Raw genomic sequence first — 24,189 nt, 5'->3', positions numbered from 1 at the left:
TATGGATAAAGTAGAAATATTTGCCGATGGCGCTTGCAAAGGCAATCCCGGTACCGGCGGTTGGGGCGCGCTGTTGGTGGCGGATGGCAAGGAAAAGGAATTGTTTGGCGGTGAACGCAATACGACCAACAACCGGATGGAGCTGAAAGCGGTAATCGAAGCGCTGACAGCTTTGACCCGGCCCTGCGAGGTGACGGTCTTTACCGATAGCCAGTACGTGCAAAAAGGAATCAGCGAATGGATTCATGGCTGGAAGGCGCGCGGCTGGAAAACCGCGGCGCGCGAGCCGGTGAAAAATGTCGATCTGTGGCAGGCGCTGGATGCGGCGCAGGCCCGGCATAAAATCGAATGGCGCTGGGTCAAGGGGCATGCCGGCCACGTCGGCAACGAGCGCGCCGACCAGCTCGCCAACCGCGGCGTGACCACGGTTGTGTAGAGGTATGGCGCCGGCTCGCTAATGAAAGCCGGCATGCAGCGATTAATTAGATGTAGAATATATTTCCATGTGGAAATATAAGTTTGCTTGTGGCCGAGCGCTAAATTGTCATGCGCCGCGATTTGTTGTTGCTGCGTCAGATTCGACTCGATGGTTCCCGTTTTCAGGAGGCGTCATGGATTCAATTCCATTCGAAAAAGTCTCAGTGTCGGAGGCAAAGGCCGTACTCGATGAAGAGCTACGCGCCAAGCAAGAAAAAAACTGGGAGCATTTGCGCCGCCTGCTAGGTCCTGCTGACCTGAATTTGCAGGAGCAGACATATAACTGGCTGCTAACCCTGCCTACAGAGATTTGGCCTTTATGGCTAATCAAGCATTTTCCGCGTATCGCCAACCGCTTTGCCGAAGTCTGGGGGCAGCGTTCCGCCTGCGAGAAATTATTTGTTGGACTCTTGCTGGATCAACGGGGAACGCGCAAAGGTTTTCCGGTGGAGGTGTCGCGCGAGATCATGGCCCTGAAGCTGTATTTCGACGAGGACGCCGCCTCCGTCGCCAGGCAGCCGACGACATGGTAAATAACTCCTATTGCCCATCCCAATGCGGCACTGGCCTTGAAGCCTGTGGCGGCGCTTGACAGCACGTTGTCAGCGCAAAAACTGGCGGATATCGAACATGCCAAGGACGGCAACAGTGTCCGCCTCAACGATCGCGACGGCAGATTGTATGCGAGCAAAATCGCCGGCACGGACTGGATGCTGGTGGTGGTGATGGACTACGCCGAGGCAACCCAGGCGATGACCTCGATGCTGATCACATCGGCCGTCACGGCGCTGCTGATCATCGCGCTGGCGGCCTTGGCGATGACCGTGCTGGTGGTGCAGGCGCTCAAGCGCATGGAACTGATTCGCGATGCGATGCAGGAAATCGCTTCCGGCGATGGCGACCTGACGCGGCGTCTTGACGCCACCGGTAAAGATGAGCTGGCGCAGATCGCCGGCGCGTTCAACCTGTTCGTCGATAAAATCGCGGCGGTCCTCGGAGAAATCCGCCGCAGCAGCGAATCCGTCAAGGTCGCTTCGCACCAGATCGCCGCAGGCAATCTCGACCTGTCGTCGCGCACCGAACAGCAGGCTAGTTCGCTGGAAGAAACCGCCGCATCGATGGAAGAAATTACCGGTACGGTCAAGCAGAGCGCCGACAATGCGCGCCAGGCGAATCAACTCGCCGTATCCGCCTCCAGCGTGGCGGTCAAGGGCGGCACGGTAGTGTCGCAAGTAGTTGAAACCATGGATTCGATCAATGCCTCCTCGAAGAAGATCGTCGACATTATCGGCGTGATCGACGGCATTGCTTTCCAGACCAATATCCTGGCCTTGAATGCGGCGGTCGAAGCGGCGCGCGCCGGCGAGCAGGGCAGAGGTTTTGCGGTGGTGGCAAGCGAAGTGCGCAATCTGGCCCAGCGCAGCGCCACCGCGGCCAAGGAAATCAAGGGCTTGATCGGCGATTCGGTGGACAAAGTGGCGGTCGGCAGCAAGCTGGTGGCCGAAGCCGGGGTGACCATGGAGCAGATCGTCGATAGCGTGCAAAGGGTTACCGACATCATGTCCGAGATTACCGCAGCCAGCCAGGAACAGAGCAGCGGCATCGAGCAAATCAACCAGGCGATTGGCCAGATGGATCAGGTCACCCAGCAAAACGCCGCGCTGGTGGAAGAAGCCGCCGCTGCCGCCGCATCGCTGCAAGACCACGCCGGCAATTTGTCGCAAGTCGTCAGCATGTTCAAGCTCGATGCATCTCGTGGCGCGCCTGTCTTTAAGACGATGCCCGCAGCTGGCAGCCCGCATGAGCAAACCGCGGTGCTGTCCAAGAATGCCAAGGTCATGCTCTTGAGCAGGAAAAAAAATCCGGGCAAAGTCATCGCCAACGACTCCAGGTTGCAAGTCGCCGGCGGTCAAACCGGTTCCGCCGAGGATTGGGAGCAGTTTTAACTCCTGTAACTGATGCGCGATATTTTCAATTTTGAAGAATCGCGCTGCAGACACGTTTGTATGCGGTCCTTGTCAAGTGTCTGCATGACAGGGCGGTACTGGCGTATTATTAATGCCATATGGCAACAAAATCAGTGCGGCGATAGAGGGTGGTAACGACCATGCCAGATGATTTATTGTTGTTTAGATAGTATTGAATTCGATTCGATAACCGTTATTTCTTGGGAGGCAATATGGACATGATTCCATTCGAAAAAGTCTCAATCTCGGAAGCCAAAGCCGTGCTCGATGATGCGCTGCGGATCAGGCAAGAGAAAAACTGGGAGCAGTTGCGCCGAATGCTAGGTCCTGCCGATTTGAATTTGCAAGAGCGGACGTACAACTGGCTGATATCGCTGCCTACAGAGATCTGGCCTTTGTGGCTAATCAAACATTTTCCGCGGATCGCCAACAACTTTGCCGACGTCTGGCTGCGGCGCTCCGCCTGCGAGAAATTGTTTGCCGAACTTTTGTTGGATCAAAGAGGGACGCGCAAAGGTTTTCCTGTGGAGGTTTCGCGCGAGATCATGGCCTTGAAGCTGTATTTCGACGCGGAGGCCGCGGCAGTTGTCAAGCAAGCGACGCCGGCGGAAAAGGCAAATAACCCTTGATCGTTTTGGACAAAATCCCATCCACCTCCAGAATGAATAGGTGGATGGTGGTTCGATCCATGGCTAGAGCATTCTTATTTGCTCCCAATCGGTCAAGCCCTGAAATATCTTATCGATTCCGTCTTGTTTTAAGGTACGCATGCCTTCCTCGATAGCGGTTTGCAAGATATCCGGGACATTCGCTCTCGCATGAATTTTTTTCTTGATAGCCGGGGTATTAAGCAGCAATTCATGTACTCCCAATCTGCCTTTGTAGCCGCTCCCGCTGCATTTTTCACAGCCGGACGCCTTGTATAAAGCGAGTGTGTTGCCGTCGTCGCCATATTGCTTGCGCCACTCCGCTATTATCTCGGCAGGCTGGAGTTGGGTTTCCAAGCAGTATTCATAGGCAAGCATCTGGATTTGCCCGTCCGTGGCGGCGTAGCGCTGACGGCAGGCTGTACACAATTTACGTGACAGCCGTTGACCGACAACCCCCAGCAGGGCGTCCGCAAAATTGAAGGGATCGATACCGAGATCCAATAGCCTGATGACGCTTTCGACGGCACTATTGGTGTGCAAGGTTGAAAACACCAGATGACCGGTGAGCGACGCCTCTATGACGGTCTTGGCGGTTTCCGGATCCCGTGTTTCCCCGACCATGATGACATCCGGATCCGCGCGCAAGAAGCTGCGCAATACGGTCGCAAAAGTCAAATCGATTTTTGCGTGGACCTGGACTTGCCGCAGGCCTTTCTGGGTAATTTCTATCGGATCTTCGACCGTCCATATTTTGCGTTCGCGCGTATTGATATGACTGAGCAAGGAATGCAAGGTTGTCGTCTTGCCAGACCCGGTCGGGCCGCACACAAATAGCAGGCCGTGGGGTTTGACGGCGAGTTTCTTGAGTCCTTCCAGTATCCGGGGAGACAGGCCCAATGCATCCAGGGACAAGGCCTTGGGAGCGGTAAGTATCCGCATGACGATGTCTTCCAGGCCTTCGGCAGTCGGCATGGTAACAACCCGAAGCTCGATTTTCGCCGGACCGAATTGCTCGAAATTCAGCTTCCCGTCCTGCGAGCGCCGTTTCTCGGAAATGTCGAGGCGGCTCATGATTTTAAGGCGGGAAATTAAGGCATTGCGGTAGTTTGCCGGAATGTCCGAATAATCGACCATAACGCCGTCCTTGCGAAAGCGGACCTGGGTAGCTTCGTTTCCTTTCATGACTTCGATATGAATGTCGGAGGCGCCTTGTTCAAATGCGTCAAGGATGATCTTGTTGACCAGGCGCACCACGACATTGTCGGATTCTGTAATTACCTCATGCACAACCTGGCCAGCTTCGATGCTGCTGCCTTCGTCTAATTTGGAAACGAATTCGGCGATATCCTGACGTTCTCCCTGTGCCCCATAAAATTTCGAAATGACAACGCCCAAGCTGGCCTCGGACGCCATGACGGGGTCGATTGCGAGCTTGCTGCAAAACGTCAATGCCTTCAAGGCCTCCGACGACAAAGGGTCTTCCATCGCTACCACCATACGTGATTGGGTCCGGTATAGCGGCATTACTGTATATTTGCGGACCAAGTCGGCAGGTACGATCTTGGTCAAGCCCAAATCAAACTGAAAGTCGGGCAGCGTAACAAAAGGAATGCCAAGTTTTTGCGCCAATACCCTCTTGATGTTTTCCTTGTCGACGACACCCATGGCGATAAGAACTTCGCCCAAGTGCAACTTCCTGTCCTCTGCCTGCTTCTCAAGCGCTTGCGCCAGTTGTTCCTCAGTAATCAGGTTCTCTTGAATCAGCGCTTCCCCAAGTCTGAGATGAGGCAACGATCGCTGTCTTTGCAAAGCCATTTCCACTTGATCTTTTGTGACCAGGCTTTCCAGCTGCAGATACTCCCCCAGCTTGGATTCCCGCAGCTGGGTTTGTTTTTTCAAGCCGGCATCGACAGCCTCCGACGACACAATTTTCCCGTCCACCAGCATCTTGCCGAGCTTGTCGCCAATCTGATAGCTGGCAATTGCTTCGGTCGGAATAAACCAGCGAAAAACGCTGTTGCCAGCACTGACAAGAAATAGAAAAAGTCCGATTTCACGAGGAACGTAACCTACGGTTTCAGAAATCAGATGCTCTCCGTCCTTGAAGAAAATCATGCATTTTTTCTTGGCGGAGACGGACGGGCCTGCTTGCATTTCTACCGTTAAAGGCAGTTCCAATTTTTTTAGCTCTGTCGGCGCCGTTAAACGGATGCTTTTGAGGGTGGAAACGCCGATACGAAGACTGTCGACGGCGCGCTCCGGCTGGAACTCGATAATTGATGCCTCCTGGTCAAACCTGAGCAGGTTGCCGACTTTCCGATGGCCGTCGTTCAAGGTAATGATGCAGGGCGTGCTGCCGTCGTTCGTTGTGGGGGATGTAGAGATCAACTCGAAGTGTGGCGGTGATGGCCACCCTAAATCGGCATGCATTGATTTCTCCTTTTTTATTTAAAAAAGCCGTCGCACTCTACGGGAAATCCGCCCAAGAAAACATTAGTTGTCTGTTGACAATAATGCATTCGGCATCAGAAAAACACCTGTCATTTTTGATAGGTGGCGACATCTCAGCCAAGCCATCCAGCAGTGTTGGCATAACGGACTCATTGCAATAACTAAAGATGACCGCAAGCAGCGTTCTGCATCTATCTTCCTAGCCGTTACGACTTGCTGCCTTAAACACCACGTCACCACGCCGCCTTGATTTTGATAGTGAGCAGAGCAGTTCGATTTGATTATTCGCTTTGCGGTTTGAGAAGAGAGGATTACAATAATTTCTATTAAGAAATGTTTTCATTCTGCATCGCATGTCCATGACGATGTCCGATGCGCGTTGACGAATCACAGCAAGCTTCCTGCCACCAAGGGAGATTTCGACATGAGTGCCGATAATTTGCAGGTGTACAACGATATGTTAGGCGAGCAGCTGGAGCTGCCTCCCGAGCCGCCTATGGAAATAGCAGACCTGCTGGTGGCCTATCTTGAGCAAATGGAAATCGAATATGTCTTCGGCGTTCCCGGCGGCGCTATCGAGCCGCTTTTCAATGCGCTTGCCAGAAGCGGCCGCCGTGGCGGCGTGCGCCACATCCTGGCGCGCCACGAAGCGGGAGCTGCCTATATGGCCGACGGCTATGCCCGGGAAACCGGCAAAATCGGTGTCTGCTGCGCCACCTCAGGGCCCGGCTCCACCAATTTGATCACCGGTGTGGCTTGCGCCTACGACAACAATATTCCCTTGCTGGTAATCACGGCGCAGCCGGCCTTGCCTACCTTCGGCAAACATCCGCTGCAGGAATCCACTTGTACCGGAATCGATACGCTGGGCATGCTGCAGCACTGTACTCACTACAATTCGCTGGTGTCCCACCCGCAGCAGTTCGAGAACAAACTCATGACTGCGTTGCAGCGCGCCATCAGGGCGCCGATGGGGCCAGTGCATTTAAGCATGCCGGTGGACGTATTTCGCAGCACCAACACGCAACTGGCTCCCTCTTATGACTTGCAGGCGCTGCTGCAGCCGTCATCGGCGGTTGACGACGAAGCGCTGGCAACACTGCAACTGATGTTGTCGAGGGCCGTAAATATCGTTGTGCTGATTGGCGCCGGCTGCGGCGAGGCTATCGGCGCAATTCTCCAGTTCGCCGATTTGACCGGCGCTTCTGTGATCGCCACGCCGGACGGCAAGGGCCTGGTGAGTCCGCGCCACTCGCTTTTCCGCGGCGTGTTCGGCTTCGCCGGCCACGCTTCGGCAGAAGCGGCTCTGAGCGACAAGTCGGTCGATCTGATCATGGCCATCGGTACCGGCATGGGTGAGTGGAACAGCAGTGGCTGGAGCGATAGTCTGCTCAATGCGCGGCTGGTGCATATCGACGATTCCGAAGAACACCTGACCCACACCCCGATGGCGAGTTTTCACATGCGGGGACGCATACTGTCGATCTTCAACCGGCTGAACAAGCATATGCATGACGTCCGGCGAGCCGGAAATTTCGAATATGAACAGCGGCGCTTCGTGCGCAAGCAGCATAGCGACAACTGGGAGCCGGATACCATGCTGGCGAGTCCGGATAAGTACACTAGCAGCGCCATACCGATCCTGCCGCAGCGGCTGATGGGCGAGCTGGGCCGGCTATTTCCGCCCACCACCCGTTTTCTCGCCGATACCGGCAATAGCGTTGCCTGGGCTATCCATTACCTGCAGCCCAAGGACCGCCGCGTAGCTGAAAGGCGGCAAGGCGGCGGCGGCAGCGCGCGCGCGCCGGGGCGCCGCAAGACCTATGGCGGCTGGATGCGGGCCATCATGAACTTTGCGCCGATGGGCTGGGCCATCGGCGGCGCCATCGGCACCGCAGCCGGCAATCCGAAAGTGCCGGTGGTGTGCATCACCGGCGACGGCAGCTTTCTGATGAATGGCCAGGAAATCTCGGTTGCGGTCGCCGAGAAGCTATCCGTCATCTTCGTCGTCCTCAACGACCAGGCCCTGGGCATGGTCAAGCACGGCCAGCGGCTGGCCGGTGCCGAACGTATCGGCTGCGATTTGCCTCCTACCGATTTCGCCGCCCTGGCGCGCGCCATGGGTGCCGAAGCCCATACCATCCGCGCCCCGGAGGATCTGGTCAAGCTGGATATCGCCGCCATGTGCAAGCGCCAAGGGCCAACGCTGCTGGACGTGCTCGTCGATGGCGAGGAGGTGCCGCCGATGAATGTTCGTATGCGCGTTTTAGCCGGCAATCTATGAGGAATGACAATGGATAAACTCACAGGGAAGACGGTGCTGATCACCGGCGGTTCGAGCGGCATCGGTTTAGCCAGCGCAAAACTGTTCCTGGAACACGGCGCCCGGCTGGCGATCACGGGGCGCGACCCGGACGGTTTGGCGCGTGCCCGAGAGGAGCTGGGCAGTGAAACCCTGATCATCCGTAGCGACGCTGGAAATCTGGCCGAAATCGCCGCTTTGATGCAGCAGGTGGAAAGCCATTTCAAGCGCTTGGATGTGTTGTTCGTCAACGCCGGCGTTGCAACTGCAGCGCCGATTGAACTGGTGTCCGAAACCCAGTTCGACGACATCATGGGGATCAACTTCAAAGGGGTATTCTTCACCATCCAGAAAGCCTTGCCTTTGTTCGGCGCCAACGCCTCCATTATCGTCACCACGTCCATCACCAACCAATTGGGCTCGCCCAATTTCAGCGTCTACGGCGCCAGCAAGGCTGCCTTGCGCTCGCTAGTGCGATCGCTGGCCCTGGAACTTGTCGGCCGCGGGATCCGGATCAATGCGATCAGCCCCGGCCCCATCGCCACGCCCATCTTCGACCGCTTCGGCCTGCCGCCAGACATGGCCCAGGAAATAAAAAGCGGGATCGAGCAAAAATCGCCGAGCAAGCGTTTCGGCAGTCCGCAAGAGGTGGCCAAGGTTGCCCTGTTCCTGGCTTCGGAAGACTCGGCATACGTGGTCGGCGAGGAAATTGTTGTCGATGGCGGCATGAGCCTGCTTTAGCAGTATCTACAACGACAGGAGATCAGATGAGCGGCCAGGAAAATCCCAACAGCATTCGCACCAGCATCTGGCACGAAGAGCCGGAAGCGGACAATCCTTTCGCTGCCGCAGCCTGCTACTGCCGGGGTTACGACGTCTACGGCGACTTGCTTGGCAAAGCCCGCTACACCGAATACCTGTATCTGCTGTTCAAAGGCGAGCGCCCAACGCCGAACGTCGCTGCCGCATTGGAAATTCTGGCTGTGGCGCTAGCCAACCCGGGGCCGCGCGATCCCTCGGTGCATGCCGCGATGGCGGCCGGGGTCGGCGGTTCAACTGCCGCCTCGGTACTGATGGCGGCGCTGGCTGTCGGCGCCGGTTCCTACGGCGGCGCCCGCGAAGTCTTCCTGGCTTTGGAGGCTTGGCAGAATAACGGCACTGAACTCGCAGCCTGGCGCTCCAGCCTGGCTGGTCCGGCTGCGCCGACCCGCCAGCAGGTGTGGCCTGAGCCGGAACATCCGCCTGGCTTCGATCCCTACGGCAAACAATGCGCCAACCCGGTGCGCCAGACCCTGGTGCATCTGGTTGAGATCATGCCGGCAGGGCGCCTGGCGTGGCTGGCGCAGGAGCAGGCCGCTTTGGAAACCGCCGCCGGCCATCCGCTGGCAATGACAGGCGTGGCCGCTGCTGCGCTCGCGGATCTGGATTTCTCTCCCAGCGAGGGCGAGATGCTGGCCCTGCTGCTGCGGCTGCCCGGCGCCGCCGCCCACGCGCTGGAACAAGGCAAGCAAGGTTTTCGCCAATTTCCTTTCTTCGAACTGGATCTCGAAAACGATCCTGGCCCGGCTTTCTCGAAGGAGCATGCATGAGCAACGCTTTGCTGGATTATGAAGGGCCCTTGCGCACCCGCATGGGCGCATGTTTTCCGGGAGAGCGGGCGGTGTTCCGGGGCCACGATCTGCATGCCGACCTGAAAGACATGGATTGGATAGCACTGTATGCCTTCGGCATTACCGGCCGCCGTTTTTCACCGCAGCAAACGGCGCTGCTGCATGCTCTTTGGACCTACACCAGCTATCCGGATCCCCGCTTGTGGAACAATCGCGTCGCTGCCTTGGCAGGTAGCGCCCGCAGTACCGGCGCGCTTGGCGTCGCAGCCGCGATTGCCGTTTCGGAAGCAAGCATTTATGGCTGGCAGCCGGAATTCGCCGCGGCGGATTTCCTGGTTCGCGCCCATCAGCGCATGCTTGCGGGGGAAGCCTTGCAAGCAATCCTGGAACAGGAGCTGCAGCTGCACAAGCGCATCCTGGGATATGGCCGGCCGGTAGCCACGCTTCAAGTAGACGAACGGATACCGGCGATTCTGGCCCGCATGGAGCACGAGCACATAGCGCAAGGCCCGTATCTGCAATTGGCGTTTGAAATAGAGAAAGGCCTGGCCAGGATGGGACGACAGCTGCCGATCAACTATGGCGGCGTGGTCGTGGCGATTCCGCTCGATATGGGGTTCTCGCCGCGCGAGTGCTACCTGTTCCTGCTGCCTTCATTCATGGCGGGCATGCCCCCGTGTTATCTGGAAGCCAGCCAGCGTCCCGAAGGTGCGACGTTTCCACTGCGATGTTCGCAACTGCGCTATGAGGGGCCGGCGTGGCGCCTTTGGCAGCAAGAATAACAAAAACTATAGGGTAGGGCAGCGGGGAGATTGGCAGGAGGTGAAGTGAGGTGAGGGCGGCCTGGCGTCTCTTGGCGGCATTTGTGTTCCATCAAATGGGTCGACAATGAAAAAACACTGGCAATCTCAAATTCCATGCGCTGCCGTCCTGTGTCTGAGCGCCGCCGTGGCTTCGGCTCAGCAAAATAACGAAGAAGACGACTTGGCCCTTTCATATGGGAAGAAAGCTTTCGTCAGTATCGCCACCGGCAGCCAGCAAGACATTTCCCGGGCGCCGGCGGTAGCCTCGGTGATTACCGACCAGGATATCCAGGCCATGGGGGCGACGAATATGAATCAAGTGCTGGAAAGCGTACCCGGCCTGCATGTCTCCTACTCAGGTTTGTACAACGATCCGATATATTCGTTCCGCGGCATCACCACCCTATACAACCCGCAGACATTGATGCTGATCAACGGCATCCCCGTCAATGACGCCTTTCTTGGCAACCGCGACCTGGCCTGGGGCGGCGTGCCGGTCGAACACATAGCCCGTATCGAGGTCATCCGCGGCCCTGGATCTGCGCTGTATGGCGCCGATGCTTTCGCCGGGGTCATCAACATCATCACCAAGACCGCGGCCGACATCAACGGCACCGAGTATGGCGTGCGGGCCGGATCGTTCGGTAGCTACGACGCCTGGTTCCAGCATGGCGGCAAAATGGGTCCGCTGGACGTGGCTTTCTATCTGGGGGGCGGCCATACCAACGGCGCCAATAAAACGATAGACGCAGATGCGCAAACCAATCTCGACAAAATTTTCGGAACCCATGCTTCCCTGGCCCCCGGCCACGAGCAAATGATGCGCGGCAATCTGGATATGCAGGTCGATATCGCCTACGAGTTATGGCGTTTTCGTGCCGGTTACCAGAACCAGGAAACCGGCACCGGTGTCGGCCTGGCAAGCAGCCTGGATCCCCAGGCACGGGTGAGAGCGCAACGCTGGAATGCCGATCTGACCTACTCCAATCCCAATTTCTTTCGCAATTGGGATGTCACCGCGCAGGCATCGGTGAAGAATGTCAACGAGCTGCAGGCATCGCCGGCAACGGTGCTGTTTCCGCCGGGCGCCTTCGCCGGAGCCTTCCCGAACGGCGTCATCGGCAATCCCGGACACGCTGAACGCGACAGCCAATTCAGCCTGTCGGGCTTCTATACCGGCTTCGACAAGCACCGGATCCGGCTCGGCGCCGGCTTCCGGATTGAAGACATGTACCAGACCAGCGAGAGCAAGAACTTCAGGATCGTGGCGGTTCCCGGGGTTGGGGTCGAGTTCGTTCCCTTGGGCAGTATCGTTGATGTCAACGGCACCAGCAGCGTATTCCTGACGCCGCATAAACGCACTGTCGGTTATGCGTTTGTGCAGGATGAGTGGACCCTGGCCAAAGACTGGACCTTGACTTCGGGCGTGCGCGAGGACCACTATTCCGATTTCGGCAGCACGGTCAATCCGCGTCTGGCACTGGTGTGGGATGCTGCTTATAATTTTTCCGTCAAGGCACTCTATGGCAGCGCTTTCCGGGCGCCGTCATACACCGAGCAATACAGCATCAACAATCCGGTCACGATAGGCAATCCCAGCCTTAAACCGGAAACCATCGTCACCCGCGAGCTGGCGTTCGCATGGCAGCCCACTCAAACGCTGCAAACCAACCTGAGCTTGTTCTACTACCGCATGCACAACATCATTCAGTTTGTGCCGAATGCCGACCCGTCGACCGGCTCCACCGCGCAAAATACCGGCGACCAGACCGGCCGCGGCCTGGAACTGGAAGCGATTTGGGATGCAACGCGCAATCTGCGGCTAACCGGCAACTACTCGCTGCAACACTCCACCGATCAGACTAGCGGCCAAGACGCCGGCCTGGCGCCCCGCCAACGGCTGTTCGCTCGATCCGATTGGCGCTTTGCCCCGCTCTGGCAGCTGGGCGCCACGGTCAACCATGTGGCTGACCGCAAGCGCCAGCCGGGCGACACCCGGCCGCCGATTGCCGACTATACGACGCTAGACCTGAATGTGAGGAAAGAGAAGGTGATCGGCGACTGGAACGTCAGCGCCACGGTGCTGAATGTGTTCAATCGGGACGCCAGGGATCCGAGCTTCGCTCCGGGCAACATTCCTTTTGATTTGCCGCTCCCGGGCCGCACCTTCTATGTGCAGTTTCAACACAAGTTGTGAGCCATTCGTGGTAATCCGGCCTCTCAGGATGAGACATGCAGCCGCATCGCGGATCGAGACCGGCTTGGTCCTGCTGCTGGCATGTACGCTCGTCCATGCCAGCCAGCAGGAGGGTGCGCCGCCTGACCTCGGTAAGCGCGTCGGAGTCGTAAAAGACCGGTTCCAGAATTGGAGTGAAAGCGCTGCCGAAGCGCCTATGCTGCACAATGAATCCACGCCGATCGTGCTGGCCGCCCTGGATGCCGCGCCAAAGCGGCAGGACATCAGCGACAGCAAAGGCGCGATTGCAGTGATTTATCCGGATATCGGCGAACCCTATCGCAGTATCTTTGCCAAGATTATCGAAGGCATCCAGGAGCAAGCCAAAGTTCCGGTGAACACTTACCCGGTCGGACCGAACAGCAATCCGGCCGAGCTCAGCGCGCAGTTGACGCGCGGCGGCGTCAAGGTGGTGATTGCGCTCGGGCGTCAAGGGCTGAAGGCCGCATCCGGGCTGGAGCGGGATATCGCGGTGGTGGTCGGCGGCGTGCTTTCGGTGCCCGAGAGCGAGAGCCGCAACCTGGCCGGCATCAGCCTGACACCTGATCCGGCCCTGCTGTTCGCGCTCCTGAAAAAACTGCTGCCCGGGATAAAAAGGATAACCGTAGTCTACGATCCGCAGCACAACGATTGGCTGATCAAACTGGCGCGCGAAGCAGCCAAGACTCTCGGCTTCGAATTGGTGATCCATGAAGCGCACGATCTGGCCTCGGCGGCGCGTCTATACGAAGCCGCTTTTGCCGCAGCCGACAGCCGGCTTGACGCGATCTGGCTGCTCCAGGACGCCACCACGGTGGACGAGGACACGATTTTGCCGCTGGTCCTCAAGGAATCCTGGAGCCATGGCGTGCCGTTTTTTTCCAGCAGCTTCCTGCACGTCAGGAAGGGCGCCCTGTTTGCCTTATATCCGAACAACCTGGGGCTGGGCCACGACTTGGCTAATACCGCTCTCGGCGTACTTGCAGGAGAGTCCCGCAAGCGCGGCGTGGCGCCGTTGCGCGAGGTGCTCACGGCGGTGAATTTGCGTACCGCCAGCCACATTGGTTTGAACATCGACTATCGGCTGCAGCGCAGTTTCGATTTTGTTTTTCCTGAGCCTTAGTGTATGAAATGAGCTAGGAAATGACGTACAAAATGAAGTGCAAACCAATGCACAGAATTAGTCATGGGATGCAGGTGTAATACGCGCGGCCGTTCAGTACGCGACGGCTCTTTTCCCACATTTTGACGAGCCCACCATGTTGCAAGCCTACTTGCGCCGCACCGGATTCCGCCGCCAGCTGATGGCGATTGTCACCGCCTCGATCCTGGGCCTGGCGCTGTTCTCGTCCTTGATGAATTCGTGGGAGACCAGCCGGCGCATGCGAGGCTATCTGATAGAGCAGGGCCAGCATATCGCTGAGAATCTGGCACGCCAGAGCACCCTGGCCTTGCTTTACCATTCCGCCGACAATGTTCGCGATGAAGTCGCTACCACGCTCGCCTTCCCCGACGTGAAACAGGTAGAGGTCACCGATGCGGCCCACCAGGTCCTGCTGTCAGAAACCAAGCGAGGCGCGATAGTCAAGCCGAATCAGGCATTGCGGCCGGAGCGCGCCCTGACCCAAGCCATGCTGGAGCTGGAAACCGACGATGAATGGCGTTTCGGCGCACCCGTCTACCAGGGCCATGAGGGGGCGTCGCCGTTCGAGCTGCAGGACTTCAAGCCGCAACTCCTTGGGTATGTCCATATCGTGCTCGGCAAGGGGACCATGAATCGCCTGGTGCTGTCCTTGCTGCTCGTCAATTTGGCCATTACGCTGTCCTTCGCGCTTATCCTGCTAGGAGTCATGCGTCTTCTGGCGCGCCATTTGATCCGGCCATTGAACGCCTTGTCCGGCCTGATGGGGCGCGCCGAAGCCGGCGAGTCTGGCATGCGCGCCGCTCCGGAGGGACCGCGCGACCTGGTCGACATGGCCCAGGCCTTCAATAAAATGATGGCAGTGCTGGAAGAGCGGGAAACGGAATTGAAACAGTCGCGCGACCAGGCGCTGCACGCGGCGATGATGAAGGCGCAATTCGCTTCCACCGTCAGCCACGAAGTGCGCACCCCTTTGACCGGGGTGGTGGGAATGCTGGACATGCTCAAGGAAATGCGTCTCACCAAACCCCAGCAGGAATGCGTCGAAGTGGCCTGGAACTCAGCCCACACGCTGATCGATTTAATCAACGACATCCTTGATTTCTCCAAGATCGAAGCCAACAAGCTGGTATTGGAGAAGATCGACTTCGATTTGCGCAAGCTGGTGGAGGAAATTCTCGACCTGCTGGCCAAGCAGGCACAGCAACGTGGGCTGGAGCTAGGCTACCTGCTGGCTCCCGACGTCCCCGATCGGATCAAAGGCGATTCGATGCGCTTGCGGCAAGTGCTGATCAACCTGGTCGGCAATGCCTTGAAATTCACCGAACAAGGCGAGGTGGCGGTGCGCATTTCGCGCACCGAGGGCAGCGGCGATGGCTTCGGCCTGCGGGTCGAGGTGAGCGACACCGGCATCGGCATGGACCAGGACGCGGCCAGGCATGTGTTCGAATCGTTCGCCCAGGCGGACATTGCCACCGCCCGCAAATACGGCGGCACCGGGCTCGGCCTGGCAATTTGCAAGCAACTGGTGGAGCTCATGGGCGGCGAGATCGGCGTCGTCAGCCAACCCGGACAAGGGTCCACCTTCTGGTTCACGATCGTTTGCGAAGCGGGCGAGGCGCAGGTCATGGCGACCGCGGAAGACGCCTTGTCCGGGGTGCGGGTGCTGGTGGCCGAAGAAAGCGAAGTCGTACGCAACTTCCTGGAGCAAAGCCTGACGCGTCACGGCATGTCTTGCCACGCGGTCTGCAGCGCTGCCGAGCTGACGGCTGAACTGGGGCGGACCAAACACTCGCCCTACGCATTGGTCATCGTCGACCGCAGTACGCTCGAAGGCAAGGATGCGGATCCGGCCCTGGCTCGGCATATCCGGTCCGATCCGGCGCTGTCGTCGACCCGTCTGTTGCTGTTAGAGCGCTACGGCTCGCCGAAGAGCGACAAGCCTTTGGAAGCCGACGGCCATCTGGGCAAACCGCTGCGCTTGAATCGTCTGTTGGACGCGATCCGAAATCTGTTGCCAGGCGAGCAAACAGCCGCTGTCGAGCCGCCTGCGGCCAATCTTCCCGGCAAGCTTCCTGATGCCGCCAGGGAGTATCGGGTACTGGTGGTTGACGACAACCGCACCAACCAGGTGGTGGCAAGCAGCATGCTTGCCACCAGCGGCTGCCGTTGCGAATCCGCCTCGAATGGCTGGGAAGCAATCGATGCCGTCCAGCGCAGCCGCTTCGATCTCATTCTCATGGACTGCAATATGCCGGAGATGGACGGTTACGAGGTCACTTCGCGCATCCGTAATTTCGAAGAGCCGGAAGGGCGGCGCACGCCCATCGTCGCCATGACTGCCAATACCCAAGCCGGGGATGTGGAAAAATGCCTGGCTGCGGGCATGGACGATTACCTGGCAAAACCGATCACCTTGATTGAGTTGCGGCACAAGCTGGAGCGCTGGCTGATCCAGGGTTCCACCGATGCCGCGCCGGCCTTGCCCGGGGTCTCGACGGCTGGCTTGGCCGAGAGCGGATACAGTCCTCTGGACCGGACTGTATTCGACAAGCTGCGGGAAATCCTGGGACCCGCTTTGCAACAGGCAGTGACGCCATACCTGGAAGATACGCCGGCCTACCTGGAACGACTGGAAACGGCGGTCCGTCAGAAAGATGCAGAGTCGGCCCGGGCCGCGGCGCATGCCATCAAGGGCAGCAGCAGCAACCTGGGCGCCGCCAGCATGGCGCAATTGGCCAAGGAAGCGGAGGAGCTGGCGCTCATTCAGCAGACCAGTCAAATCGGTTCACTGCTGCCGCAGCTGCGTTCAGCCTTCGACAATGTCGCGGCACAGCTTTACGGCGAGGTGTACGACGAAAACTATCGCAGTTCCAAACCGGTGGAAGGGAGCGCCCTGGTGCTGGTGGTGGACGATGATCGCAGCACCCGCAGTGCATTGCGCTACACCTTGCTAAGGGACGGCTTCCGGGTGGCAGAGGCTGAAAATGGCGCCCAGGCCCTGCGCGTGCTCAGGCGCATACAGCCCGAGGTGATCCTGATGGATGCGGTGATGCCGGTGATGGACGGCTTTACCGCCTGCGCCCGGCTGCAAGCGCTGCCCACCCATCAAAATATCCCGGTGCTGATGATTACCGGCCTGGAAGACAATCTTTCGGTAGAGCGGGCGTTCACTGCCGGCGCCAGCGACTACATCCCCAAGCCGATCCACTTCGCCGTCCTGTCGCAGCGGGTGCGGCGCATCATCGAGGCCAACCGGGCGGAGAAACGAGTGCGCGACCTGGCCTTCAACGACTCGTTGACCGGTTTGCCGAACCGAGCCATGTTCTTCGATCAGCTGAAGCGCAGCGTCGAGCAGGCAAGACTGACCGGCGACGCGGTGGCGGTACTGTTCCTGGACCTGGACCGCTTCAAGTACGTAAACGACACCCTCGGTCACGATATCGGCGACCAGCTGCTGATATTGGTGGCGCAGCGGATCCGGCGCAGCGTGCGCATCGTCGACTGCGTGGCACGCCTTGGCGGCGACGAATTCACCGTGGTGCTGGCCGACATGACAGGCCCCAATGCTGCCAGCACCGTCGCCCAGAACATTTGTAATTCTCTGTCCGCGCCTTTTTCAATCGACGGCCACGGCATCTTCGTCAGCGCCAGCATCGGCATCTCGCTCTATCCGCAGGACGGCGTCGACGTCGGAACCTTGCTGCAGCATGCCGATACCGCAATGTACCGCGCCAAGAAAGCCAGCTCCGGCTTCAAATTCTTCGAAGCTTCGATGGAGGCAGCCATTTCCGAAAAAATGCGCATGGAGAGCGACCTGCGCGACGCATTGAACCGGCATGAACTGGAAGTTTTCTATCAGCCGCAAGTGCGATTCGATACCCATGAGATCGTCGGCATGGAAGCATTGGTGCGTTGGCATCACCCGACTCGCGGCATGGTCGGGCCAAAGGAATTCATTCCGCTGGCTGAGGAAACCGATCTGATCAACGTCATCGGCGGATGGGTTCTCCGCACTGCCTGCGCGCAGCTGCAGAACTGGATCAAGTCCGGCATGCCGGCCATGCGGGTGGCGGTGAATTTTTCCGTGCGCCAGCTGCAGAACGATTTCACCACCACGGTGGAACGTGTCTTGGCGGAAATCGGACTGCCGCCGGAGTTGCTGGAGCTGGAGATCACCGAGAGCACTCTCATGGAAAATGCCGAAGACAATTTGCAGGCGTTGCATCGGCTGCACAGCCTCGGGGTGCGGCTGACGATCGACGACTTCGGCACCGGCTATTCCTCCCTCGCTTACCTGAAACGCTTCCCCGTCGACACGATCAAGATCGACCAATCCTTTGTGCAGGATGTGCCCCAGGATCTGGATGATTCCGCCATCGTCAAAAGTATTATCGCGTTGGCGCACAGCTTGCGCCTGGAAGTGGTGGCCGAAGGGGTGGAAACCGAGTCGCAACTTAATTTCTTGAAAGAGATTTCCTGCGACTTGATGCAAGGTTATTATTTTGGGAAACCCATGCCAGTGGAGCAGTTCGCCGATTTCATCATGCACCGAGACAGCGATCGAAAGACAGAACCCCATGGCCCTGGAATATGACCGCAAGCATCCGACAATGAATTATTGACGTTGTTGGCGGCTCACATGGCTCCCGGCATGTCTATATTCACGGATGTTGTGAAGGAGTAACAATCCCGGTTAATTCTGCGGTCAGAAAGGGGCAGGTCCGTCGACAAGCTTATTTGCTACAATTCGGAACGAGAATAGATAGGGAAAAGGGCGATGGGGTTGCAAAATAGAGAAAATAGGTTGGTTGTTCTTGATACCGAAACCACCGGCCTCAACCCGCGCACGGGCGACCGCATCATCGAAATCGGTTGCGTTGAACTGATGAACCGGCGCCTGACCGGCAATAATTTTCATCGCTATATCAATCCCGAACGCGATTCTGAAGAAGGTGCGCTGGCAGTCCACGGCTTGACCACCGCCTTTCTCAGCGATAAGCCAAAGTTTGCTGAAATATTCGAGGAGTTGCGCGAGTACACGCGCGGCGCTCAAGTCATCATCCACAATGCGCCTTTCGATTTAGGATTCCTGGACGCCGAATATAAACTCCTGGGCCACGGTCCGTTTTCGGGCGATATCGGCGGCGTCATCGATACCCTGGTGCAGGCCAAGGAAATGTACCCCGGCAAGCGCAACTCGCTGGACGCTCTGTGCGACCGCTACGGCATCTCCAATGCGCACCGCACCTTGCACGGCGCGTTGCTCGACTCGGAATTGCTGGCCGAAGTGTATCTGGCGATGACGCGTGGGCAGAACAGCTTCAGCATCGACCTGGGAGCAGGGCATGGCGATGCGGACGGTGATGGCGCGGCGCTGGAATTACTGCCTCTGGCGGAGATCGTGGTGCGCCCGGCAAGCGCGGAAGAGCTGGCCGAACATGAGTTGCTGCTCAACGGTTTGGATAAAGACGCCAAAGGCATGTGCATATGGCGTCAGTCGGCGGCAGACCCTGCAGAAAATCCGCCGCAAAATTAATCTTATAAAAAATTCATACGAGACACTAGCCACGAACCGGATTTGCTATTATAATTTCGCTTCTTTAGGCGCGTAGCTCAGCTGGTTAGAGCACTACCTTGACATGGTAGGGGTCGTTGGTTCGAGTCCAATCGTGCCTACCAGTATTCTCGACGTTTGCGGGGATGCTGGGGCAAATTCGGGACAAATTCGAATTTGTTTGTAAGTGAAGATCAGTGGAATGGAAGCGCAGTACGGCTTCCATTTTTGCTTTCTCCCTCCCGCGATCCGCGGCATCAATCCACTTCGCATACACCGTAAATAGCATTTTTCATTCGCATGGCCAAGTTGCCTAGCGATATATGCCGGATTTACTCCAGCCATCAGCGCGGTCGTCGCATAGGTGTGCCGGGCCTGGTAGGCCCGCCTGGCTCGTATCCCCAATTTTTTCAGACATGGCTTCCAGTAGTGATCCCGTTGGGACCGCTCGTCGTGCCATGGCCTGCCAGTGACCGGGTTTTCAAAGATTTCAGCCCGTTTCATGTAAGTAAATCGCTTCTGCGCTTCGAGCGTGCTAATCGCTCGATCGACCAGATCGACGTCGCGGACTTCGCTCGTTTTTAGATCCTTGAATTGCCCTTTGAACGTTTTTGCTCGTGATACGCGAATCGTCCGGTTGGTCCAGTCGATGTCGTCCCAGCGCAGCGCGATTATTTCTTCGGGCCGCATCCCAGTCGGGAATGCGAAAATGAAATAGTGAGCCATCTGCCGGTGGAAGCGCTCAATCATATCGGCCAGGATGCGCTCCATCTCCACGAGAGTCAGTGGGTCAGGCGGCGTCTTCTGGTGCTTTGAGTTATTGATGCCATCCAGCGGGTTGACCAAGTCCCTCATATCACGCGGCCGGCAAGAACGAAGGTGCCGCGCAACGGAATCAGATAGTTGTTGCACAATTTCGCCGATGGCCACGGGTGACCGCCAACAACCGCGGCGATTTTTCCATGTGTAATAAGGTTGATCCGTGTTTGGGTGTCATCTCCGAAGTAGTGCTGCCACTTGAAAAATATGTCGCTATCATCGGCAACACGAAGGCATTCAAGGATACGATCAAATCGGTTTCGCTGACGATGGGGTTCAAAGCCATGTTGGCCAGGCTTGCCAACAAGATCGTGCGCGCTGCACCGCAGAACTATCTGCGATTCGGCCCCTATTGGTGGGTGTTGAAGGCAGCGCTGATCGCCCGCGGCTATGCATACACTGGCGAACTTGAACCGTTGATCGCGGGTACATACTGCGGCCTGAATGAAAAAGGGGAGCTCGACGCCGATATAACGATCGTGGCCGCGTTTGAATTTGCCGAGATGCACGATGCCGCCCAATTCCAGGGTGTGCGGCAGTTCGACCTTTTCGGCGATGGTGAGTTTTACGTGCTGATGGATGAGAGCGTCGAGATGGCGCCCTTGTAATTAATGCGTCATAGGTTCAAACGCTAGGCCCATCTCTTCGGCGATGGCCTTGAGGCGCTTGTCTCGTGTCCACAGGCGGGCGGCATGGATTGCCGTACTGGCGAGTAGATGGATATCAATATACCCAATGCCACGCCCCATGAGCTCGTGTTGTTCGATAAAGAACAATGTTTCTTCGTTGGTGGCCGTGGGTAATTGCGGTAACGATTGTAATAAATTTAAAATTTCGCTCCGGTTGCCGAGACTGCCGCAAGCGAGTTCACCGATGACGAAGGGATGACAATAACCCCTCCCCATTTCTAACAGCCCAGCGAGTGCTGGGCTGCCGGCGCGCAAATGGTCAATCCAGATGGGCGTATCGACCAAAATCATTGCGTCTCGCCTTTGCGACGTGCAATTTCCTGTAATTGGGGGGCGCTGCCCCCTAAGCGCGCCAGGCGACGCGCGCTTTCACGCTGAATCAATGCATTCAGCGCTTCCTTCAGCAGGGCATTGCGCTCTTCCAAGCCACACAGCGTCTGGGCGCGGGCAAGAAGGGCGTCATCCAAATTGACTGTTGTACGCATAGGGCACTCCTTGTAAATAAGTGAACCAATTATAGCATCAAATGATGCTTTATTCGGTTCTCGCTCTATCTTGAGGATGGAAACCGCCGAAAAGTCCGGCTGTTCTTTTAACCGACAATGCTGAATACAGACGATTCAGAGCGGATAAGCAAGACGAAGGCGAGAAACATCTTTCCTATATCAATCAGCAGGCCGGACAGACCACCAAAATCGCCAAAGCGCAGCAGGTGGTCGTGACGCAGACCCAGATCAAATACGTCGACCGCATCAACGCCATTTACGTCAAAGGAGAGGAAGTTGAAAAACAAGTACCAATCTACATCACACAAGCTGATAACGATCGCGTTGCTGTTAATGCCGGCTTTGTGCGCTTGTACGACGCCGCCTGGTCAGGTGACGATCCCGGACCTGCCGCCGATTCAGACCGAGAGCCCGCCGGCGTTTCGCTTGCTCAAATCGCTGCCGTCAACGCCGGCAACGCTACCAGTTGCCGGGCTTGGCGAGAGTTGGCGTTAGGGTTGCGAGAATACTATGCGCGTCTAAAGGTGGTCACAAATACGTCCAAATAATTTTAGTCGTTGTCGAACGCAAGCCGATTGCCCCTAGTGCTCGCCAAAAAGAACAGAAGGCGTTTAGGCGCTGCGGACGCTGACAGACTACCCAACTCGTTTACGGTGCATGCGTGTAGGTCTTGTATATATTTAAGCCGCCTTGAACGTGACCCCACTTCCTGCAACACCACAAAATGATTGAAATCCCAATGCAAGACACAAGGCAGCTTGAGCTGCGCCAGATCCTCGATATCAAGTTTTAGCGGACGGGTAGCTAGTTCGAGCTGGTTGGCGATGCTGATTAGGTTGCCGAGGGTGGCGCCCTTGAGCGAAATAGGGTATCTGCGGCGCAGGGTCGCCAGATCGGTGCGATAACCATGATAGCCGGCCACCATGCCAAGGCATGCAAGGCCGCATTCGGTGGCCTCGGTTTGCAACATCAGCGGAAGTTTTGCGTTAAAGCGGAACGAGAGTCTATCGAGCATGGTCAGAGTTTGCCGGTCAGGCTATAAAGCGGCTCCAGCACCCATTCATAGAGGTGAAGCTTTTCTTGTTGGACGTCGGCGTCGAGCAGCATGCCGGCTTGCAGCGTTTGCGGCCGCCCGTAAGCAGTCACTTGTTGAGAGGCGAGATTGACGGTAATCCGGTACATCGGCTCGGTGTTGCTGCCGCCTGCCGGCGTGCCGAGGACGTTCAACTCATTATTGGGTAGTGCAGTCCTAGCGACAGATTCGACCACACCCTTTTGGTGGCCGAATTTCTGATAGGGGTAGGCTTGGTAACGGATCAGCACCTGATCGCCAGGACGCACAAAGCCGATGGCGCGGCTGGGCGCGTATAGCTCTGCGCGTAAGGTGGCGCCGGCCGGTACGATACTGACTAGGGGACGATTGCCGTCAACCGCCTGGCCGGCGTCAGCGATCACGGCAGTGGCGATGCCGGCTTCCGGCGCGGTGACGACAATACGGCGCTTGGCTTCGCTTTCGGTCAGTTCCTGGCCGGTGCTGGTGAGGGTACGGTCGATCTGTGCGAGTTGGTTCTGGTGTTTCAGCGACAGACCCGTCAATTCAGTCTGTTGTGCCGATAGTTCGCGTCCGACGCTGATGCGGTCACGTTCCAGGCTTTGCTGGCGGTTCTTTTGATCGAGCAGGTCTTCCTGCTTTTGCTCGAATTGTTCTTTTGAGATGTAGTCTTGCTGTAGCAAGCCCTGATAGCGTTGTAAGGTTTCCACAGCAAGTTTGACGCGGTCCTGCTGGCCGGCAATCTGATTGTCCAGCTTAGCGAGCTCGTTAGCTAGACCTGCAATTTTATTGTTAAGTCCGCGGCGTTCTTCTAATTGCAATTGCCGCGTCTTTACCATTTCGTCGCGCAAACTGACCTGGCGCTGTTCGACTTGGCTGCTGATGGCAGCCTGAGTCGCTCCCTGGGTACTGCTTTGCCTTTCGCTGGAGAGCACATACAACACGTCCCCGGCCTTGACCTTCTGACCTTCCTTGACATGCTGTTCGATGACGATGCCAGTCTGCGGCGCATAGACTTTGATTAGGCCAGTATTCGGGATCAGTTGTCCACTGACCGTACTGTGTTTTGTGTAGCTGCCCCATGCCAAAAATATGCAGACAATCGACGCCAATATAACGGCGAAAGTGCTCAGGAAGGTGAACGAAAGCGGGCGGATCAGGACGATGTCGCCTAGCCACTTTGTCTGCTGGGCGGCGAGCGCTTGTTCGCGAAATAGGCGCATAGGATTTTGATTTTGGCTATGATTCATCTGCCGATAGCTCTGAGAGCTAGATCGCGGAGATCAATTCGCTCTTGCTTAAACCATCGGAAATTTCTCGCGATTGAGCTTTATTGGGCTTTACCAATTGTTCTATTTTTCTTTGATCGGCAAAGTCGAAAAGGAATTGCTACCTGTGATTCACTTCTTCATCTACCGTATCTTTTTTGAGTAAAGATACGCAGCCAATCCGGAAACTCCCATGATCGGAATCAAAGTAAATAACAGCAGGACGAAATCATTCAATCTAAAATCAGGATAAATTAAAAATGATGTATCAATCATCAACGCAAACGCAGCAAGAGATGTTGTTACATAAAGGAGAGTAGATTCCGGGCGCAAGCAGACCATCTCTTTACGACTTAGTGAGGTCTTTTTTCTAGATAAAATTACGGGACCGACAATAAAATAAAAAACAGAAATAAGCGCAATGACAAATCCAATAAAAGCTAGGAGATAGTTAGCTATTTCGGCTTCGTTATTAAACAATTTAATGACAAATCCTAGTGCGCTAAGCACAAGTGAAAGCAAACAAATTCGAATAAAAAACTTGCTAAACGAAAGTGCAAATCTGATATTTCTCTCGGATATCGGAAGAAAATTTCCTGAATAATAATTTTCACTCTTTAGGTAGATTGCTCCTAAATAATGCTGCCCATTTTTATCTTTGAAAACCGCCATTTATATTCCTA

20 protein-coding genes, 1 tRNA gene and 1 pseudogene are annotated in these 24,189 nt (G+C 56.8%); 15 read left to right on the top strand and 7 right to left on the bottom strand.

Going from position 1 to position 24,189, the window contains the following annotated elements; translation table 11 throughout:
• The first annotated feature begins 1 nt into the window (after window position 1).
• From rnhA to KHU33_RS07840, 4 genes are all read left to right on the top strand, one after another.
• A complete protein-coding gene (gene rnhA / locus KHU33_RS07855) occupies window positions 2-436 on the top strand; it encodes a ribonuclease HI (protein WP_211462108.1) in 435 nt (144 codons plus the stop codon).
• Between the two features lie 175 nt (window positions 437-611).
• Window positions 612-1,010, top strand: coding sequence for a hypothetical protein (locus tag KHU33_RS07850; RefSeq protein ID WP_211462106.1), 399 nt, complete (start codon window positions 612-614; stop codon window positions 1,008-1,010).
• A 45-nt stretch (window positions 1,011-1,055) separates the two neighbouring features.
• A complete protein-coding gene (locus KHU33_RS07845; RefSeq protein WP_456236947.1) occupies window positions 1,056-2,423 on the top strand; it encodes a methyl-accepting chemotaxis protein in 1,368 nt (455 codons plus the stop codon).
• Between the two features lie 239 nt (window positions 2,424-2,662).
• Window positions 2,663-3,073 carry a hypothetical protein gene (locus KHU33_RS07840; RefSeq protein ID WP_211462104.1) on the top strand — a complete coding sequence of 137 codons (411 nt, stop codon included), beginning with the start codon at window positions 2,663-2,665 and terminating at the stop codon, window positions 3,071-3,073.
• Between the two features lie 63 nt (window positions 3,074-3,136).
• On the opposite strand, the gene KHU33_RS07835 is transcribed toward KHU33_RS07840, so the two are convergent.
• Entirely contained in the window at window positions 3,137-5,524 is a 2,388-nt protein-coding gene (locus KHU33_RS07835) for a GspE/PulE family protein (RefSeq protein ID WP_211462102.1), read from the bottom strand.
• Between the two features lie 445 nt (window positions 5,525-5,969).
• Between KHU33_RS07835 and KHU33_RS07830 the strand changes: the two genes are divergently transcribed.
• The 9 genes from KHU33_RS07830 to KHU33_RS07790 all read left to right on the top strand — a co-directional run bounded on the left by KHU33_RS07830 (window position 5,970) and on the right by KHU33_RS07790 (window position 19,298).
• Window positions 5,970-7,829 (top strand): thiamine pyrophosphate-binding protein, encoded by a 1,860-nt coding sequence (locus KHU33_RS07830; RefSeq protein ID WP_230414118.1) that lies wholly within the window; start codon window positions 5,970-5,972, stop codon window positions 7,827-7,829.
• A 9-nt stretch (window positions 7,830-7,838) separates the two neighbouring features.
• Complete coding sequence (locus tag KHU33_RS07825; protein ID WP_211462100.1) at window positions 7,839-8,588, top strand: SDR family oxidoreductase; 750 nt, start codon at window positions 7,839-7,841, stop codon at window positions 8,586-8,588.
• A gap of 26 nt (window positions 8,589-8,614) precedes the next feature.
• The gene (locus KHU33_RS07820) at window positions 8,615-9,436 is read left to right on the top strand and encodes a citrate synthase family protein (protein WP_211462098.1); all 822 of its coding nucleotides are present in this window, start codon (window positions 8,615-8,617) and stop codon (window positions 9,434-9,436) included.
• Window positions 9,433-10,239, top strand: a complete 807-nt coding sequence (locus tag KHU33_RS07815) for a citrate synthase family protein (protein ID WP_211462096.1) — start codon at window positions 9,433-9,435, stop codon at window positions 10,237-10,239. The genes KHU33_RS07820 and KHU33_RS07815 overlap by 4 nt, the downstream gene beginning before the upstream one ends.
• A gap of 202 nt (window positions 10,240-10,441) precedes the next feature.
• On the top strand, window positions 10,442-12,457 hold the full coding sequence (locus tag KHU33_RS07810; RefSeq protein ID WP_211462094.1) for a TonB-dependent receptor plug domain-containing protein: 2,016 nt from the start codon (window positions 10,442-10,444) through the stop codon (window positions 12,455-12,457).
• Between the two features lie 28 nt (window positions 12,458-12,485).
• Window positions 12,486-13,598, top strand: a complete 1,113-nt coding sequence (locus tag KHU33_RS07805) for an ABC transporter substrate binding protein (protein WP_230414117.1) — start codon at window positions 12,486-12,488, stop codon at window positions 13,596-13,598.
• A gap of 136 nt (window positions 13,599-13,734) precedes the next feature.
• On the top strand, window positions 13,735-18,213 hold the full coding sequence (locus KHU33_RS07800) for an EAL domain-containing protein (RefSeq protein WP_211462092.1): 4,479 nt from the start codon (window positions 13,735-13,737) through the stop codon (window positions 18,211-18,213).
• 183 nt (window positions 18,214-18,396) lie between these two features.
• On the top strand, window positions 18,397-19,155 hold the full coding sequence (gene dnaQ, locus KHU33_RS07795) for a DNA polymerase III subunit epsilon (RefSeq protein ID WP_211462090.1): 759 nt from the start codon (window positions 18,397-18,399) through the stop codon (window positions 19,153-19,155).
• A gap of 66 nt (window positions 19,156-19,221) precedes the next feature.
• Window positions 19,222-19,298: transfer RNA gene (locus tag KHU33_RS07790), tRNA-Val, on the top strand.
• On the opposite strand, the gene KHU33_RS26840 is transcribed toward KHU33_RS07790, so the two are convergent.
• Entirely contained in the window at window positions 19,249-19,944 is a 696-nt protein-coding gene (locus KHU33_RS26840) for a site-specific integrase (RefSeq protein WP_407928254.1), read from the bottom strand. The genes KHU33_RS07790 and KHU33_RS26840 overlap by 50 nt on opposite strands.
• 161 nt (window positions 19,945-20,105) lie before the next feature.
• Between KHU33_RS26840 and KHU33_RS07780 the strand changes: the two genes are divergently transcribed.
• The gene (locus KHU33_RS07780; RefSeq protein WP_211462088.1) at window positions 20,106-20,600 is read left to right on the top strand and encodes a hypothetical protein; all 495 of its coding nucleotides are present in this window, start codon (window positions 20,106-20,108) and stop codon (window positions 20,598-20,600) included.
• Here the strand turns inward: KHU33_RS07780 and KHU33_RS07775 are convergent, their stop codons facing one another.
• Together KHU33_RS07775 and KHU33_RS07770 are read right to left on the bottom strand one after the other, a co-directional pair.
• Window positions 20,601-20,972 carry a type II toxin-antitoxin system VapC family toxin gene (locus tag KHU33_RS07775; RefSeq protein WP_211462086.1) on the bottom strand — a complete coding sequence of 124 codons (372 nt, stop codon included), beginning with the start codon at window positions 20,970-20,972 and terminating at the stop codon, window positions 20,601-20,603.
• Entirely contained in the window at window positions 20,969-21,166 is a 198-nt protein-coding gene (locus tag KHU33_RS07770; protein WP_211462084.1) for a type II toxin-antitoxin system VapB family antitoxin, read from the bottom strand. Before KHU33_RS07770 ends, KHU33_RS07775 begins: the two co-directional genes overlap by 4 nt.
• A 233-nt stretch (window positions 21,167-21,399) precedes the next feature.
• On the opposite strand from KHU33_RS07770, the gene KHU33_RS07765 reads away from it, so the two are divergent.
• Complete coding sequence (locus KHU33_RS07765) at window positions 21,400-21,735, top strand: hypothetical protein (protein ID WP_211462082.1); 336 nt, start codon at window positions 21,400-21,402, stop codon at window positions 21,733-21,735.
• A 146-nt stretch (window positions 21,736-21,881) separates the two neighbouring features.
• Here KHU33_RS07765 and KHU33_RS07760 read toward each other — a convergent pair.
• From KHU33_RS07760 to KHU33_RS07750, 3 genes and pseudogenes are all read right to left on the bottom strand, one after another.
• Window positions 21,882-22,208 (bottom strand): annotated as a pseudogene (locus tag KHU33_RS07760) (cysteine peptidase family C39 domain-containing protein); the annotation flags it as partial.
• A complete protein-coding gene (locus KHU33_RS07755) occupies window positions 22,205-23,461 on the bottom strand; it encodes an HlyD family secretion protein (protein WP_211462080.1) in 1,257 nt (418 codons plus the stop codon). The gene KHU33_RS07755 and the pseudogene KHU33_RS07760, both read right to left, overlap by 4 nt.
• A 189-nt stretch (window positions 23,462-23,650) precedes the next feature.
• Window positions 23,651-24,178, bottom strand: coding sequence for a hypothetical protein (locus KHU33_RS07750; RefSeq protein ID WP_211462078.1), 528 nt, complete (start codon window positions 24,176-24,178; stop codon window positions 23,651-23,653).
• Window positions 24,179-24,189 lie beyond the last annotated feature (11 nt).

The sequence above is a fragment of the Collimonas silvisoli genome, from assembly GCF_018305005.1.
GTDB lineage: Bacteria > Pseudomonadota > Gammaproteobacteria > Burkholderiales > Burkholderiaceae_D > Collimonas > Collimonas silvisoli.
The sequence above is the reverse complement of the archived record's forward strand: the minus strand, read 5'-3'. Positions and strand labels throughout refer to the sequence as shown.

Excerpts from the sequence above, each read along its gene's own strand:
- rnhA (WP_211462108.1), top strand. The coding sequence starts at position 2 with ATGGATAAAGTAGAAATATTTGCCGATGGCGCTTGCAAAGGCAATCCC.
- KHU33_RS26840 (WP_407928254.1), bottom strand. The coding sequence starts at position 19,944 with ATGGAGCGCATCCTGGCCGATATGATTGAGCGCTTCCACCGGCAGATG.
- KHU33_RS07805 (WP_230414117.1), top strand. The coding sequence starts at position 12,486 with ATGAGACATGCAGCCGCATCGCGGATCGAGACCGGCTTGGTCCTGCTG.
- KHU33_RS07835 (WP_211462102.1), bottom strand. The coding sequence starts at position 5,524 with ATGCATGCCGATTTAGGGTGGCCATCACCGCCACACTTCGAGTTGATC.
- dnaQ (WP_211462090.1), top strand. The coding sequence starts at position 18,397 with ATGGGGTTGCAAAATAGAGAAAATAGGTTGGTTGTTCTTGATACCGAA.
- KHU33_RS07800 (WP_211462092.1), top strand. The coding sequence starts at position 13,735 with ATGTTGCAAGCCTACTTGCGCCGCACCGGATTCCGCCGCCAGCTGATG.
- KHU33_RS07755 (WP_211462080.1), bottom strand. The coding sequence starts at position 23,461 with ATGCGCCTATTTCGCGAACAAGCGCTCGCCGCCCAGCAGACAAAGTGG.
- KHU33_RS07815 (WP_211462096.1), top strand. The coding sequence starts at position 9,433 with ATGAGCAACGCTTTGCTGGATTATGAAGGGCCCTTGCGCACCCGCATG.
- KHU33_RS07775 (WP_211462086.1), bottom strand. The coding sequence starts at position 20,972 with ATGATTTTGGTCGATACGCCCATCTGGATTGACCATTTGCGCGCCGGC.
- KHU33_RS07850 (WP_211462106.1), top strand. The coding sequence starts at position 612 with ATGGATTCAATTCCATTCGAAAAAGTCTCAGTGTCGGAGGCAAAGGCC.
- KHU33_RS07770 (WP_211462084.1), bottom strand. The coding sequence starts at position 21,166 with ATGCGTACAACAGTCAATTTGGATGACGCCCTTCTTGCCCGCGCCCAG.
- KHU33_RS07820 (WP_211462098.1), top strand. The coding sequence starts at position 8,615 with ATGAGCGGCCAGGAAAATCCCAACAGCATTCGCACCAGCATCTGGCAC.
- KHU33_RS07825 (WP_211462100.1), top strand. The coding sequence starts at position 7,839 with ATGGATAAACTCACAGGGAAGACGGTGCTGATCACCGGCGGTTCGAGC.
- KHU33_RS07830 (WP_230414118.1), top strand. The coding sequence starts at position 5,970 with ATGAGTGCCGATAATTTGCAGGTGTACAACGATATGTTAGGCGAGCAG.
- KHU33_RS07750 (WP_211462078.1), bottom strand. The coding sequence starts at position 24,178 with ATGGCGGTTTTCAAAGATAAAAATGGGCAGCATTATTTAGGAGCAATC.
- KHU33_RS07840 (WP_211462104.1), top strand. The coding sequence starts at position 2,663 with ATGATTCCATTCGAAAAAGTCTCAATCTCGGAAGCCAAAGCCGTGCTC.